Genomic DNA, 14,503 nt, shown 5'->3' on the forward strand with positions numbered 1-14,503 from the left:
CAAAGAGGGGCTGGGACCCCTGACTTCACCCCAGCACCGGAGTCCTCCGGAGGAACCGCTCGACGGCGGTCAGCATCTGTGTCCCGTCGAGAAGCGCCCGATCGTTGTGTCCCGCACCGGGAATCGACACCCACTCCTTGGGTTCGGGCGCGCTGTCGAAGAGCCTGCGGGACAGCGCCGCCGGCACGATGTCGTCCCTGTCGCCCGCGATGACCAACAGTGGGGCGTCCAACGCGCCGATCCGGTCGAGGGACGGGTAGCGGTCGAGCAGCAGCCGACGTACCGGCAGCCACGGATAGTGCACGGCGGCGACGTCGGCGAGCGACGTGAAAGGCGAACGCAACACCAATGCCGCGGGCGGGGTCTCGACTGCCAGACCGACGGCGACCGCGCCGCCCAGCGACTCACCGAAGTAGGCGATACGCGCGGGGTCGACCTGGGGTTGCCGGGTCAGCCAGTCCTGCGCGGCCCGCGCGTCTGCGGCCAGCCCCTCCTCGGTGGGGCGCCCGGCATTGCCGCCGTACCCGCGGTAGTCCAGCAGCAGCACCGACATCCCCATGGCGTGCAACGCTGCGGCCAATGGGGCCCGCATCGTGCGGTCGCCGCCGTTTCCGCTGAGCACCAGGACCGCCGGCCCCGGCGCGCCGGGAAGGAACCAGGCGCCCAACGCGAGTCCGTCACTGGTGTGGACGACGACGTCGCGGGCGCCGGGAAGCACGGAGGCAGCCGACGGCACCGGCCCGGTGGACGGGAAGTAGATCAACCGGCGCTGCTGCGAGAACAACACCCCGAGCAGACCCGTCGCCACCAATGTGACGATAGCGACGGCGACGAGCAGGGTGCGGCGCAGGGCGTGCTCCTAGCCTCGCAGCGGCGCCGAGGCGAACTCGGCCAGACCGTCGACCGGGTCGACTGCGGCATGAAAACCCAACTTATCCTTGGCTTTTCGCGGATCGGCGACGATGTGCCGGACATCGCCGTCGCGGTGGCCGCCGACGATCTCAGGACGCACGCCGCCGTGCGCCCGGCACAGAACGTCGGCGACGTCGAGGATCGACACCGGCCGCCCCGAGCACACGTTGAACGCATCGAACCCGGTCGAAACCGACTCCACGGCTGCGACATTGGCGGCTGCGACGTCGTCGACGTGGACGAAGTCCCGCATCTGTCGGCCGTCTTCGAAAACCTTCGGTGCCGCGCCCTTCTCGAGTGCGGAGCGGAAGATCGCGGCGACGCCCGAGTACGGGGTGTCGCGCGGCATCCCCGGCCCGTACACGTTGTGGTAGCGCAGCGCCGTGACGACGCCTGCGCCCGCTTCACTCCACGCCAACGCGTAGTGCTCCTGCGCGACCTTGCTCGCCGCGTACAGGCTGCGGGGCCGCAGTGCGGCGTCCTCACCGACCAGAGCCCAGTCCACCGGCTCGCCGCCGACCGGGCAGCGGTGATCGAACACCCCGGCGTCGAGGTCCTCGCGCCGGCGCGGCAGCGGGTCCACCTCGCCGTGCTCCGCGCAGACGAAACGACCCTGGCCGTACACCACCATCGACGAGGCCAGCACCAGCCGCCGGCACCCGACGGCGAACATCTGCGCCAGCAGCACGGCGGTCCCGAAATCGTTGTGCCCGGCGTAGGCCGGCGCGTCGGCGGCGTCCACCCCGGCGCCGACCACGGCCGCCTGATGACAGACCACGTCGACACCGGCGAGGACGTCGGCGACGGCCCCGCCGTCGCGCACGTCGACGCGGAGCACACCCCCGGGCACATCGGCCTGCGCGCCGTGCGCGGCAGGCAGCATCGCGTCCACGGCCACGACGTCATGACCAGCCGCGGTCAGGCGGGCCCACACCCGGGAGCCGATGAAGCCGGCCGCACCGGTCAGCAGCACCCTCATGGCAATTCGAACGGCAGCGTCATGCCCTCGTGCGGCAGACAGTGCGTGCAGGTGCGTTCGGAATCGACGGCCACCGCGGCCTCTATGGCGTCGTGCACGAGCTTCTTGAACGGCACCAGGTTGCGCTGGAACTCGGCGAAGACGTCGACCGCGCGCACTCCCTGCCCCGACTCGATCCCGGCATCCAGATCCGTCACCAAAGCAATTGCGGCATAACATATCTCGAGCTCGCGGGCGAGCACCGCCTCGGGATATCCGGTCATGTTCACCAACCGGAAACCCTGACCCGCGAACCACTGGCTCTCCGCGCGCGTGGAGAACCGCGGCCCCTGGATCACCACCATGGCGCCGCCGTCGACGACGTCGGGCAGACCGGTGACCGCGGCCCGCAACGACGGGCAGTACGGGTCGGCGAAGTCGACATGGATGCCGCCGGAGTCGAAGTAGGTGTCCGCGCGCCCGGAGGTGCGGTCGACGAGTTGGTCCGGCACCACGATGGCCCCGGGCCCCAGCGTCGGGTCGAGGCTGCCCACCGCGCACGGACCGAAGACACGTCGCACCCCGAGCGCGCGCAGCGCCCACATATTCGCGCGATACGGCACGGTGTGCGGGGAGAACTCGTGGTTGACGCCGTGGCGCGGCAGGAACGCGACCTCGTGCGCGCCGACCGTACCCACGGTGAGCGGCGCGCTCGGCGGGCCGTAAGGGGTGTCCACACTGAGCGTGCGGGCGTCGTCCCCGAAAAACGAGTAGAAGCCGCTGCCGCCGATGACTCCGATCACCGGGTTACGCGTCGTCGTGCTGCCGGGCGGCGCGGCGCGCGGTGTCGCGGATCTCGAACACGTCGGTGGCGAACCCTCCCACCGCGTTCGCGACGTCCTTGACCGCGGTGGTGATGATCGTGCTGACCTCACCGATGGCCGATGCGCCGGACGCGACGATCTCCTGGAGCGCGTCCTTACCGATCTCGGCCTTGCTCAGTCGCTCGTCCATGCGCTCAGTCTGCCACGGTCGCGACCTGCAAGACTGGCCGTCGTGGCCACATTCGCGCAGTGGGTCGAAGGGGCGCGTCCACGCACGCTGCCCAACGCCGTCGCCCCCGTCATCGCCGGCACCGGCGCCGCCGCCGCACTCGACGGCGCATCGTGGTGGCGGGCGTTACTGGCGCTGCTGGTCGCGCTCGGCATGGTGGTCGGGGTCAACTACGCCAACGACTACTCCGATGGCATCCGCGGCACCGACGACGTCCGGGCCGGCCCGTTGCGGCTGGTCGGCTCCAGGCTGGCGACGCCGCGCGCGGTGCTGACCGCGGCGGTGGTGAGCCTGGCGATCGGCGCGGTGGCCGGGCTGGTGCTGGCGTGGGTGTCGGCGCCGTGGCTGATCGCGGTCGGCGCGGCGTGCATCGCCGGGGCGTGGCTCTACACCGGCGGGTCGAAACCGTACGGGTACCGCGGGTTCGGCGAGATCGCGGTGTTCGTGTTCTTCGGTCTGGTCGCGGTGCTGGGCACGCAGTACACGCAGGCCCTGCGCATCGACTGGGTGGGTGTCACGCTCGCCGTCGCCACCGGCTGCCTCTCCTCGGCGGTGCTGGTGGCCAACAACCTGCGCGACATCCCCACCGACGCCGAGAGCGGCAAGATCACGCTGGCCGTCCGGCTCGGCGACGCGAAGACGCGGATGTTGTTCCAGGTGTTGCTGGCGGTTGCGTTCGCGCTGACGCTGCTGCTCGTGGCTGCGACGCCGTGGTGCGCCGTCGGGTTGATCGCGCTGCCGCTCGCGGTGCGGGCCGCCAAGCCGGTGCGCGGCGGCGCCGGCGGCAGGGACCTGATCCCGGTACTGCGCGACACCGGGCTGACGATGCTGGTGTGGGCCGTCGCGGTGACGCTGGCGTTGGTCGTTTCGTAGCGATTTCGGCGTGGTTGTCGTCGCTGAGCGACGCTGAGCACGCCGAAATCGCGCGGGGGTGGGCGTCGGTTTGCGCGCCGGATTCGCGTGGTACATAGCGCGGGATGAACGCTGCCCCGATGTCCCGCGACCCCGGCAACGACGTCCGCGAGGCCCAACAGGTGGTGGCGGCACTGTCGGAGGCCTTCTCGGCGAAGGTCGTCGGCCAGGAACACTTGCGTGAATCGCTGCTGATCGGCCTGCTGACCGGCGGACACGTGCTGCTCGAAAGTGTGCCCGGGTTGGCCAAGACCACCGCCGCGCGAGTGATCGCCGAATCCATCGACGGGCAGTTCCGCCGCATCCAGTGCACCCCGGACCTGCTGCCCAGCGACATCGTCGGCACCCAGATCTACGACGCCTCGACGGGCCGGTTCGTCACCCAGCTCGGCCCGGTGCACGCCAACATCGTGCTGCTCGACGAGATCAACCGCTCCAGCGCGAAAACCCAGAGCGCCATGCTCGAGGCGATGGAGGAACGACAGACCACCATCGCCGGCACCGTCTACCCGATTCCCGAGCCATTCCTGGTCATCGCCACCCAGAACCCCGTCGACCAGGAAGGCACCTACGCGCTGTCGGAGGCCCAGACCGACCGCTTCCTGATCAAGGAGATCGTGCGCTACCCGTCACCCGAGCAGGAGGTCGAGGTGATGCTGCGCCGCGATGCCGGGCTCTACGACAAGGACCACCGCACCCGACCGGTGGCCACGCTCGAGCAGATCCGCCGGGTCCAGCAGGTGGCGCGTGAGGTGTACATGAGTCCGGAGCTGATGCTGTATGCCGGGCGTCTGGTCGGCGTCACCCGCGACCCCGGCAACTACCTGCCGGCGCAGGTCGCGCGGCTGGTCGACTACGGGGCCAGCCCGCGCGCGACGATCGCGCTGTGCACCGCGGCCCGCGCGTTGGCCCTCCTGGCCGGCCGCAACCACGTCCTGCCCAGCGACGTCGCCGACGTCGCGCACCGGGTGCTCCAGCACCGCCTGATCCTCGGGTTCGAGGCGACCGGCGCCGGCGTCACCGCCGATGTGGTCATCGACGCGGCGCTGCGGGCAGTGCGGGTGCCCTGAGGCGGCGACGGTGGGCAAGCACCTCAACCGGGCCCGGACGGTCTTCGGCTCCGACACGCGCGGCATGCTCGACGGCGGCCGCCACGCGCTGCTGCACACCCGCACCCTCGAGTTCGACGAGTTGCGCCCCTACGTTCCCGGCGACGACGTCCGCGACATCGACTGGAAGGCCACGGCCCGCTCGGGCAACGTGCTGATCAAACGGTTCGTCTCCGAGACGCACCACAAGGTGCTGTTGGTCGCCGACGCCGGGGTCAACATGACCGCGCTCGCCCCGAGCGGAGAACGCAAGTGCGACATCGCGACTCACGTTCTGGGGGCGATCGGGCTGATCACCCTGGGCCGCTCCGACGAGATCGGCATGGTCTACGGTGACGCCCGGGGCAGCATCAACGTGCGACTGCGTCGTGGCGAGAACCACGTCGAGAACCTGCTGCAGCGCTATCACGCACACATCGCCGAGCAGCGCGGCCACAGCGACATCGTCTGCCAATTGACCTATGTGGCAGAGCATTACCGTCACACCATGCTGATCGTGGTGGTGTCCGACGAGCCGGAACCCACGCCCGAGCTCGACGCGGCGCTGACGCGACTGGCCGCCCGCCACGACATGATGTGGGCCATGATCGCCGACCTGCCGGCAGTCGACGTCGGCGCCGACGGCGGCTTCGACGTGGCGACCGGCCGCCCCGTGCTGGGCTCGGCAGCGGCCGACGTACGGGTGGCCGCCGCCTACCGGCGCGCCGAACAGCAACGGGCCGCGCGCGTGGCCGAGATGATGACGCGCCATGCGATCCCGCACACGACGATCGCGTCGAACAGCGACATCCGACTCCGTGTCGCAGGACTGACGAGGATGAGCTCCCGTGCCGGATGATCTGCTGCGCTTCGTCAGCGGACCGCCCGGTTATTCGGTGTGGTGGCTGGTCCTCGGCGTGCTCCTACTGGTCCTCGTGGCTGCCTGGTACGTCACGGTTTTCGTCGCCACCATGCCGTCGGAACGCCTACGCCGCGTCCCGGTGATCCGTGACCTGCACGCCCGGGTGCTGCGGTACCGGTTCGCGCGGACCGTCGCTGCGATCCGCCGCCGGTATGACGCCGGCGACCTGACCGACGAGCAGGCGGGCGCCTCGTTGAGCCGCACGTTGCGAAGCTTCCTGCACCAGGCCACCGGTCAACGCGCACAATTCATGCATGTCCGCGCGATCGCGGACACCGAATTGCGCGAGGCCGCACCGCTTCTCGACGCACTGGGTGCGGCGCGCTTCGACCGGTCGGCCACCGCGGACGTCGGGCGGCTGGCCCGAGAGACCGAAGAGTTGATCCGCTCGTGGCGCTGACATGGTGGCCGGTGGCAGCCCTCGGCGCGGCGCTGCTGATCGCGGCGATCGTCCTCGGCGTCGCAATTCCGACGAAACGTGCTGCACAGCAACGGTTCCCGCTGGCCAACACGACGCGGTTGACGCGGCTGCCGGAGTACCGGGCCGTCGTCCGCCGGCAAGTGCAGGCCACGGTGATGGTGCTGGCGTTGGCCATCCCGCTGTTCGGCGCCGCCGTGTGGGCGAGTGCGCGGCCCACCGAGTCGGTCGTCGACGCGGCGGGCGCCGAGCAGCGTGCGGACATCATGCTGTGCGTCGGGCAGCCGGTCACCGATCCGTCGACCGGGACGTTCCTCGGCTACTTCGCGCGCCAGGTGGGCGCGTACGGCGCCGAGCGCATCGGGCTGACGTCGGTGAACCGCCGGGTGATCCCGTTGACCCGGGACTACCAGTTCGCCGCGGGCCGCCTCGGCGAATACGCGCAGGCCGCTCAACTGCAGGCCGAGGCCGACGCCGGGACACTGGCACCCGCGGGCGCGGTGGGCCTGCGATCGCGGGCCGCGTCGTTCGCGCCGGCGGTGGAGTACGGCGACTACGCACCGACCGTCGCCGACGTTCTGGCGTTGTGCCTGACCGGATTCCCGGGCTTCGAAAACCGCGGCGAGGTCCCGCGGTCGGTGATCTACCTGGGGCCCGGGGAACTGCGCTCCCCCGGCGACAACCGCCCGTCGCTGTACAACGACGCCGAGGTCACCGAGCTGGCCCGGCAGGCCGGCGTTCGTGTCGACGCCGTCGCAACCCCGGGCCGGCCCACCGAAGCGCTGAGCTCGGTGGCCGCAGCAACCGGCGGTCAGTTCGTCCGACTCGATCCGGAGCAGCTGACCGGTCAGCTCGACGGCATCCTGACCGATCTGCGGGAAGCCGATGACGGTGCGGAGCGGCAGGATGCGCCCGGACCGGTGCTGCTGGTCGCGGTGGCGGTGGCCGCGCTGTTCGGTGTGGCGTTGCTGGCGGTGCGGCGATGACCTTCGATCCCGTCGCTCCGGCCCCCGCGCTCGCGGTGCTCGCCGCGGTACTCGTCGTGCTGCGACTGGTGTCGCTGCGGTTGGCGGTCACCGGGGGCCGCGAGTCGCTGGCGCGGTGGGCGGCGATGACGGTGGCGCTGAGCCTGGTGCTGCTCGCCGCATTCCGCCCGGGAACCGGCGAGGTGGAAGACACCGAGGGCGCCGCGGCGTCGAACGGGGGCACGAATGTGTTCTTCGTCGTGGATCGGTCCGCGGACTCCGGGATCGCCGATTTCGGTGGGGCGCCGCGGATCTCGGGTATGCGTGCGGACATGGCCGCGTTGATGGAACAGCACCCCGACGCCCGCTTCGCGGTGATCTCGTTCTCTTCGCGGCCGGCCGTGGAATGGCCGCTGTCCGGCGACAGCTGGAGCCTGGCCCCGGTGGTGGCGGCGATGAACCCGTACCCGCCGAGCGACGAGCCGATCAACCCCGCCGCGGCGGCGAACGTGCTGCGCTACCAGCTGATAGCCGCGGGTCAGCAGTACCCGGGAGCCGACAACCTCGTGTACTACTTCGGTTCGGGCGCCGAACCGTCCGCCAGCCCGCAGGGCACGTTCGAGTCCGACGGCGTGGACGGCGGCGCGGTGTTCGGCTACGGCCCGGCAACGGGCCGACAACAGTTGGGCGCCGTCGCCGATCAACTCGGGGTGCCCTACTTCACCCGTACACCCGGCACCGAGGTGCCGCAGACGCAGAGCGGTGCGGCCGCCACGGCGAGCACGGAATCGACGGGGTCGACGGAGGAGCCACGCACCGAGTTCTACTGGCTGCTGACCATGGTGGCCGCGGTGCTGCTGCTCGGGGAGATCCACCTGTCGGTGCGCGACCTGCGCCGCGCGCTGGCGACCCGACGGCAGGTGCTGTCGTGAGCCCGGCGCGGCTGCGACTGCGGCGACGGCTGTTGATCGGTTCGGCGCTGCCCACCCTCATCGCCGTGGTGGTGGCGGTCAAGCTGATCTCCGTGGTGGTGGCGGGCGGATCCGCGCAACGCAACTTCGACGCCGGCCGGGCCGACGCGATGGGAACCGATGTCGCGATCCTGCAGATGTTCGACGTCGTCGAGCCGGCCACCACCGCGTTCGCCGCCGGCAGTCACGCGGTCCTCGACGAGCGCCTCGACGTCGCGGACCAGCAGTTCTCCGCGTCGCTGGCGAGAACCCGCGCCGAGGAGTCGTGCCCGGTGCGGATCAACCTGGCGCTGGTGCGGGAACGCCACGGCGACATCGATGCGTGGGAAGCCCGGCTCGATGCGGCCCGCGCGCGCTACGAGAGCGCGTTGACGGTGATCGCGGAAGCCCCGTCGGGGTGCTTCGCCGGTAACGACGACGCCGACCCGCAGCGGCGGGCGGTCAGAGCCGATGCCGCAGCTCGGATCGCTGCGAAGATCGACGCTCTCGGCTCGGTGGCACCCCTCGCACCACCGGCGCCGACGCCCCCACCCGCCGCTGCTGCGGCTCCCCCTGTCGCGGTACCCGACGATCCCGACGCACCCCGCCAACGTCAGTTGGAGCCGGATCACAACGATCCGCTCGAGGCGCTACGGCAGTTGTTGCAGGACGCCGCGGGCGCTTAGCCGCGCGCCGTCCCGTTCCAGTACTCGACGATCTTCCCGTCGGCGACGCGGATCATGTCGGTGCCGGTGTATCGCACCGGCCCCGCCTCCGCGGACCCGGTGCCGATCCAGCGCGCGGCGACCACGTCGCCGTCCTGGATCGGGCCGACGTCGAGCACGAACTGAAGTTCCTTGAACGCCTCGCGGGCCTCGTCGACGACCGACTGCAGTTCGACGGGGCCGCGGACGTCCCGGTTGGGCCAGTGCCCGACGAAGTCGTCGGAGACCAGATCGGTGGCCAGGCAGCGGCCACTCCACAGATCGTGCAGCCACCGCCGATACAGCGCCTTGTGCACAGTGCCCGGCCGGTGGTTACTGACATTTCGGTGACCGCCGAGGACTCTCGGTCGGTCCATCACCTGCCCATCGCTCATGTGACGGGGATTACCCACTCGAGCGCCGCGTTATGCAAACTTTATTTGCCGAGCAAACACCGATGATTTACATAGCCGGGGGTGCATATCATTCAACGTCCTACCCCACAAGGGGATTCGGAATCAGGACGTGGAATCCGGCGGATGCGGAGAGTCACTTCCCGAGGATTGCGGCGGGTTCTCGCCCCGTAGCCGGGCCCGGATCTGTTCCTGGTCGCGGCGGCGCCGCTGTTCCCAGACCGCGATGCTGGCGGTGGCACGCCTACGCAGCGGGGTGAACAGCCAGATGCCCAGCGGTAACGCAATCACGATCGCGAACAGCATGGCCACTACCACGGGAAACTCGCGCACTCCGAGCAACTGCCCGGCCCCGACGATCAGGGCTGTCAGCACCACCACGAGGAGGAGTCGGGCGGCGGTGTAGGCCACCACATCGAGCAGTAAGCGGGAGGTCGGGCGTGGGTCCTCGGACACGAGGTGAGCCTACCGACGGGGCGTATATTGACACCAAGGAGGTTTTTGGTGGCGTACTTGCTCCTGATGCTCGTCTTGGCCGCAGTCGTCTATGTCGGCTGGCGGGTTACCCAAGCGGCGGCCAATCGGCCGCGACGCCGGGTGATCGGTCCTGACGATGATCCGGAATTCCTGCGGCGGATCACCCCGCGCGACGATCAGCCGCGGTCGTGAGCCGGGGCGGGGAAGCCGGCGGCGACCACCGCCGCGAGTTCCAGCAGCGCCGATCGGGTCTCACGACGTAGTCGGTCGAGACTGATCTCGGCGCCCTCCTCCAGATGCGGATCGAAGGGCACCACGCACACCGACCGGCACCGCCGCGAGAAGTGATCGACCACCTTCTTGATGTCGACCTTGCCGCCCCCCTGACCGCTGCGCGGCCGGACCCCGTTGATCACGGCGATCGAATTGCGCACCAGATCCTCGTGGCCGTGGGCGTCGAGCCAGTCCAGCGTCGCCGATGCGCTGCGCGCCCCGTCCACCGAACCGGAACTGATCACCAGCAGGACATCGGCGCGTTCGAGCACCCCTGACATCACCGAATGCACCATGCCGGTGCCGCAGTCGGTCAACACCACGCTGTAGTACCGCTCGAGGAGTTCCACCGCGCGGCTGTAGTCCTGGGCGCTGAACGCCTCCGACACCGACGGATCGCTCTCCGAGGCCAGCACCTCCAGGCGGCTGTCCCCCTGCGAGGTGTACTGCCGCACGTCGCTGTAGGCGGTGATGCCCTCGGCGTCGCGCAGCAGGTGCCGGATGGTGGCCGGCGTCTCGACGGGCACCTTCTGGCTCAGCGTGCCGCGGTCGGGGTTGGCGTCGACGGCGATCACGCGGTCGCCCCGGATGGAGGCGAACGTCGCACCCAGCGTCGCGGTGATCGTCGTCTTGCCCACCCCGCCCTTCTGCGACAACATCGCGATGCGGTAGCAGCCGCGCAGCGGACGGGACACGTCGGCGACCAGGGCCTCCCGGCGCAGTACCTTCGGGCTCTCCCCGAGGTTGATCAGCCCCGCAGAGCCCTTGAACAACCACTTGCGCCAGCCCTCCGACGGGCCGCGACGGGTCTGGCCCAGCAGGGCGGCGGTGGTGAGGTCCTGCGGCGCGGGGACATCCGGCGCCGGCGGTGGGGGCACAACCGCCGGCGGGGCCGGGAGCAGTCCTTCGGGAGGAGTCGGTGCCGTCCACTCCGCGGGGACCACGGCCATCGGGTCTCGGAAGCGTTGCTGCGCGCGGAAACTGGTCACCACGTCGGTCAACGGTCGATCCCCCAATGCAGTCACTCAGCCGACGCCGGCATACGAGTGCAGGCCTACGGTCACCAGGTTGATGAAGAACAGGTTGAACACCATCGCGACGAATCCGGCGACGTTGATCCAGGCCGCCTTGCGGTCGCGCCAGCCGGCGGTCGAGCGGGCGTGCAGGTAGGCGGCGTAGAGCACCCACGCGATGAACGACACCGTCTCCTTGGGATCCCAGCCCCAGTACCGGCCCCACGCTTCCTCGGCCCAGATCGCGCCGAAGATGACGCCGAACCCGAACACCGGGAAGGCGAAGATCGTCGTGCGGTAGGCGATCCGGTCGAGCAGCTGCGCGTCGGGAAGCTTGGCCACCAGCCGGCTCACCGCACCGGTGCGGTCCGGTTGGCCGAACCGCGACATCTTCAGCAGGAACAGGATGCTGGCCACGCCGGCCACCAGAAAGACCCCGGAGCCGAGGCTGACCACCGACACGTGGATGGGCAGCCAGTAGGACTGCAGCGCCGGCATCACCGGAGCGGCGTGCGAATACAGCCACTTGCCCGAGACCGTCAACAGGATCAGCACCGGCACCAGGACGAACACCCACAGCGACCGGTACTGCGGCCTGCGCAGCACCACCGCGGCGGCCACCAGACCACACCAGCAGGTGAGGTTGATGAACTCGTACATGTTGCCCCACGGCACCCGTGAGGTGGACAGGCCGCGCAGCACGATGCACGCCAACAGCAGCACGATGCCGACGTAGGCCAGGGCGACGCCGGAGGAGCCGATGCGCTCGTCGAAGGGGCGGCGCGGTGCGTCGACGACGAGGCCGGGGCGGGCGCTGTCGGCCGCCACACCGGCGTTGACGAGTTCGCGGCTGTCGGCTTTACGGCTGCGGCTGTAGGCGAGCTCGACCGCGAGCAGCAACAGCGCCACCAGCAGGACCAGCACCGACGAGGTGAACGCCCAGTCGGAGTAACGGGCCAGCCCGATGTCGACGGTGGTGCTCATGCGCGATCTGCCTTCTTCTCTTCTTGCGGGGCGACGCTGCCCGGCGCGCCGACGTCGGCCAGCAGCCGCTCGGTCAGCCGCTCGAACTCGTCACCCCAGCCCGAGTTGTCGGTGCGGGCCAGCCCGCCCAGCTCGACGTTCACGGTACCCGGCGAGGCCGACGACAACCGAACCCAGACGCGACGGCGTCGGACGATCAGCGACACCAGCAGGCCGCCCATCATCGTCATCGAGAAGACCAGCACCCAGATCTGCGCCGGATCGTGAGAGACCTGCAGGTTCACGAACGGCACCGCGCCGTCGAAGCGGACGACCGTGCCGTCGTCGAGCCGGGTGTCCTCGCCGGCCTTGAGGTTCACGCGAGCCATCTTCGTCAGTCGGCCCTGGCCGATCATCCGCTCGTCGAGGGTGAACAGGGACTGCGGCCTGCCGGTGTCGAGCCCGGTGTCGCCCTTGTAGATGTCGATCGCGACGGCCGGGTCGTTGAGCTCGGGGAAGCTCGACGACAGCAGGGTCCCGTCGAGTTGGGCGGTGGGTGCGAACAGGCCCTGGATGGCGACCTGGTTGCGGCGCCGTTGCCGCTCGTCGGCGTAGGTGCCGCCGGGCGGGTCGAACCGCATCGCGCCCGACGACAGGAACGTGATCTGGTCCTCGGGCCGCCACTGCAGGGTCTGGGTGCGGCTCTGGCCGTCGGGGAAGGTCACCGTGAACGTGGGCGCGTAGCCGTGGCCCTGCAGGTAGACGCGGTCACCGGCGACGCGCAGCGGCTCGTTGACCTTCAGCAGATACGGCCGCCAGGTGCCGGTGTCGAGGTCGTCGCCGGCCTGGTAGTCGATGTTGGCCTGGAAGCCGACGGCCTGACCGTTCTCCAGGTAGGTGGCCTCGAAGTCGTTGACCCGCACGCACATCGGATACAGCGAGGTGCCGTCGACGGTGTTGCCGGCACGGAACGAGTCGAACGCCGCCGGGGAGGCCGAGCAGAAACCCGGCCCGCCGTCGGCGACGACGATGACGTTGCCTTCGTAGCTGAACATCTTGCCCGCGGCGATGGCCACGAGCAGGCCCAGCAGCGAGAAGTGGAACACGATGTTGCCGAACTCGCGCAGGTAGCCCTTCTCCGCGGAGATCTCGGTACTCGATGTCGCCGCCGGAGCGGCTCCGGAAGTGTCGCCGGTGCGGCGCGTGGTGCGTCGCCAGCCGCGCAGCCGGGTATCGACCGCGGCGGCGACGGCGTCGACGTCGGTACCGGACACCTGTGCTTCGTGGTGCTTGGGCAGGCGCGCGAGGTTGCGCGGTGCGGCCACCGGGACGGCGCGCAGGCTGCGGACATGCTCGATCAGCCGTGGGGTCAGGCAGCCCACCAGCGAGACGAACAGCAGCACGTAGATCGCGGTGAACCAGAAGCTGGAGAACACGTCGAACGCCTGCAACCGGTCCAGCCAGCGGCCCAGCGTGGGGTTCTCGGCGAGGTATTCGGCGACCTTGGCCTCGTTGAGGCTGCGCTGCGGCAGCAGAGCGCCGGGGATGGCCGCGAGCGCCAGCAGGAACAGCAGCACCAGCGCGGTGCCCATCGACGTCAGCGTCCGCCAGGTGTTGCGTATCACCGCGAGCAGACGCGAAGTCGCACGCGGTGGCTGAGTTTTGCGCGAGTTTGTGTCTTCTCGCGGAGAAGAGGTGACCATCAGATCGGGAGCCTGACGTCGCTGACGAACGCGTCGCGGATCCAGGACACGAAGTCGTTCCACAGCCCGGTGACCAGCGCAGTGCCGACGACGATCAACAGGATGCCGCCGAAGATCTGGATGGCCCGGGTATGGCGACGCAGCCAGCCCAGCCCGGTGACGGCCCGCGACGAGCCGAACGCCAACAGCACGAACGGGATCCCCAGCCCCAGGCAGTAGGCCAGCACCAGCACGATCCCCCGCGCCACGTTGGCGCCTTCGGTGGCCGAGGCCACCGCGATCACGCCGGTCAACGTCGGACCCAGACACGGCGTCCAGCCGAGTGCGAACACCGCGCCCAGCAGCGGAGCGCCGGCGACAGTGGAGAGCTGCCGCGGGGTGAAGCGGGTGTCGCGTTGCAGCATCGGCACCAGCCCGACGAACACCAACCCCATGAAGATCGTGACGACGCCGCCGATTCGTTGCAGCAGCAGCTGGTTGGTGATCAGCGTGGTGGTCATGCCCAGCACCGCGACGGTGCCCATCACGAACACCACGGTGAAGCCGGCGACGAACAGTGCCGCGGCGCCCGCCACCCGCAGCCGGGGACGGCGCACCGCGACGGCAGCGGGATTGTCGGCCCCGCCGACGGCACCTGGATTGTCGGCCCCGGGCCTGTCCTGCACGCCGACGACCGCGGCCAGGTACGACAGATAGCCGGGCACCAGCGGCACCACGCACGGCGACGCGAACGACACCAGACCGGCGAGCACACTGACCGCCATCGCCGCCAGCAGCGG

The 14,503-nt window shown here is 70.0% G+C and carries 18 protein-coding genes; 8 read left to right on the forward strand and 10 right to left on the reverse strand.

What is annotated here, in order from left to right; translation table 11 throughout:
- Nucleotides 1–25: 25 nt before the first annotated feature.
- Genes ACQI46_RS02665 through ACQI46_RS02680 form a run of 4 tightly spaced genes read right to left on the reverse strand, consistent with a single transcriptional unit; the run spans nt 26 to nt 2,884 of the window.
- A complete protein-coding gene (locus ACQI46_RS02665) occupies nt 26–850 on the reverse strand; it encodes an alpha/beta hydrolase (protein WP_427092783.1) in 825 nt (274 codons plus the stop codon).
- Nucleotides 851–859: 9 nt separating this feature from the next.
- Nucleotides 860–1,891, reverse strand: coding sequence for an NAD-dependent epimerase/dehydratase family protein (locus ACQI46_RS02670; protein ID WP_427092379.1), 1,032 nt, complete (start codon nt 1,889–1,891; stop codon nt 860–862).
- Nucleotides 1,888–2,673, reverse strand: coding sequence for an S-methyl-5'-thioadenosine phosphorylase (locus tag ACQI46_RS02675; RefSeq protein ID WP_427092380.1), 786 nt, complete (start codon nt 2,671–2,673; stop codon nt 1,888–1,890). Before ACQI46_RS02675 ends, ACQI46_RS02670 begins: the two co-directional genes overlap by 4 nt.
- 4 nt (nt 2,674–2,677) lie before the next feature.
- Nucleotides 2,678–2,884: a hypothetical protein gene (locus ACQI46_RS02680; RefSeq protein WP_427092381.1), complete on the reverse strand. Its 207-nt coding sequence runs from the start codon at nt 2,882–2,884 to the stop codon at nt 2,678–2,680.
- Nucleotides 2,885–2,926: 42 nt separating this feature from the next.
- Here ACQI46_RS02680 and ACQI46_RS02685 point away from each other — a divergent pair, with 42 nt between their 5' ends.
- From ACQI46_RS02685 to ACQI46_RS02715, 7 genes are all read left to right on the forward strand, one after another.
- On the forward strand, nt 2,927–3,796 hold the full coding sequence (locus ACQI46_RS02685; protein ID WP_427092382.1) for a 1,4-dihydroxy-2-naphthoate polyprenyltransferase: 870 nt from the start codon (nt 2,927–2,929) through the stop codon (nt 3,794–3,796).
- Nucleotides 3,797–3,900: 104 nt separating this feature from the next.
- Nucleotides 3,901–4,905: an AAA family ATPase gene (locus ACQI46_RS02690; protein WP_427092383.1), complete on the forward strand. Its 1,005-nt coding sequence runs from the start codon at nt 3,901–3,903 to the stop codon at nt 4,903–4,905.
- A 10-nt stretch (nt 4,906–4,915) separates the two neighbouring features.
- Complete coding sequence (locus ACQI46_RS02695; protein ID WP_427092384.1) at nt 4,916–5,782, forward strand: DUF58 domain-containing protein; 867 nt, start codon at nt 4,916–4,918, stop codon at nt 5,780–5,782.
- Nucleotides 5,772–6,245 carry a hypothetical protein gene (locus ACQI46_RS02700; protein ID WP_427092385.1) on the forward strand — a complete coding sequence of 158 codons (474 nt, stop codon included), beginning with the start codon at nt 5,772–5,774 and terminating at the stop codon, nt 6,243–6,245. The genes ACQI46_RS02695 and ACQI46_RS02700 overlap by 11 nt, the downstream gene beginning before the upstream one ends.
- Nucleotides 6,236–7,249, forward strand: coding sequence for a hypothetical protein (locus tag ACQI46_RS02705; protein WP_427092386.1), 1,014 nt, complete (start codon nt 6,236–6,238; stop codon nt 7,247–7,249). The genes ACQI46_RS02700 and ACQI46_RS02705 overlap by 10 nt, the downstream gene beginning before the upstream one ends.
- A complete protein-coding gene (locus tag ACQI46_RS02710) occupies nt 7,246–8,160 on the forward strand; it encodes a vWA domain-containing protein (RefSeq protein WP_427092387.1) in 915 nt (304 codons plus the stop codon). Before ACQI46_RS02705 ends, ACQI46_RS02710 begins: the two co-directional genes overlap by 4 nt.
- Nucleotides 8,157–8,864 carry a hypothetical protein gene (locus tag ACQI46_RS02715; protein WP_427092388.1) on the forward strand — a complete coding sequence of 236 codons (708 nt, stop codon included), beginning with the start codon at nt 8,157–8,159 and terminating at the stop codon, nt 8,862–8,864. Before ACQI46_RS02710 ends, ACQI46_RS02715 begins: the two co-directional genes overlap by 4 nt.
- Here ACQI46_RS02715 and ACQI46_RS02720 read toward each other — a convergent pair.
- On the reverse strand, nt 8,861–9,277 hold the full coding sequence (locus tag ACQI46_RS02720; protein ID WP_427092389.1) for an ester cyclase: 417 nt from the start codon (nt 9,275–9,277) through the stop codon (nt 8,861–8,863). The genes ACQI46_RS02715 and ACQI46_RS02720 overlap by 4 nt on opposite strands.
- A gap of 123 nt (nt 9,278–9,400) precedes the next feature.
- On the reverse strand, nt 9,401–9,751 hold the full coding sequence (locus ACQI46_RS02725; RefSeq protein ID WP_427092390.1) for a DUF4229 domain-containing protein: 351 nt from the start codon (nt 9,749–9,751) through the stop codon (nt 9,401–9,403).
- 48 nt (nt 9,752–9,799) lie between these two features.
- On the opposite strand from ACQI46_RS02725, the gene ACQI46_RS02730 reads away from it, so the two are divergent.
- Nucleotides 9,800–9,964 carry a hypothetical protein gene (locus tag ACQI46_RS02730; protein WP_427092391.1) on the forward strand — a complete coding sequence of 55 codons (165 nt, stop codon included), beginning with the start codon at nt 9,800–9,802 and terminating at the stop codon, nt 9,962–9,964.
- Here the strand turns inward: ACQI46_RS02730 and ACQI46_RS02735 are convergent.
- The 4 genes from ACQI46_RS02735 to ACQI46_RS02750 form a co-directional block, all read right to left on the reverse strand.
- Nucleotides 9,949–10,995, reverse strand: coding sequence for a MinD/ParA family ATP-binding protein (locus ACQI46_RS02735; protein ID WP_427092784.1), 1,047 nt, complete (start codon nt 10,993–10,995; stop codon nt 9,949–9,951). The two genes, ACQI46_RS02730 and ACQI46_RS02735, sit on opposite strands and share 16 nt — an antisense overlap.
- A gap of 75 nt (nt 10,996–11,070) precedes the next feature.
- Entirely contained in the window at nt 11,071–12,042 is a 972-nt protein-coding gene (gene ccsB / locus ACQI46_RS02740; RefSeq protein ID WP_427092392.1) for a c-type cytochrome biogenesis protein CcsB, read from the reverse strand.
- Nucleotides 12,039–13,613: a cytochrome c biogenesis protein ResB gene (locus ACQI46_RS02745; RefSeq protein ID WP_427092785.1), complete on the reverse strand. Its 1,575-nt coding sequence runs from the start codon at nt 13,611–13,613 to the stop codon at nt 12,039–12,041. Before ACQI46_RS02745 ends, ccsB begins: the two co-directional genes overlap by 4 nt.
- Before the next feature lie 110 nt (nt 13,614–13,723).
- Nucleotides 13,724–14,488: a cytochrome c biogenesis CcdA family protein gene (locus tag ACQI46_RS02750; protein WP_427092786.1), complete on the reverse strand. Its 765-nt coding sequence runs from the start codon at nt 14,486–14,488 to the stop codon at nt 13,724–13,726.
- Nucleotides 14,489–14,503: the final 15 nt, after the last annotated feature.

It is taken from the genome of Mycobacterium sp. SMC-4 (assembly GCF_050205565.1).
Lineage (GTDB): Bacteria > Actinomycetota > Actinomycetes > Mycobacteriales > Mycobacteriaceae > Mycobacterium.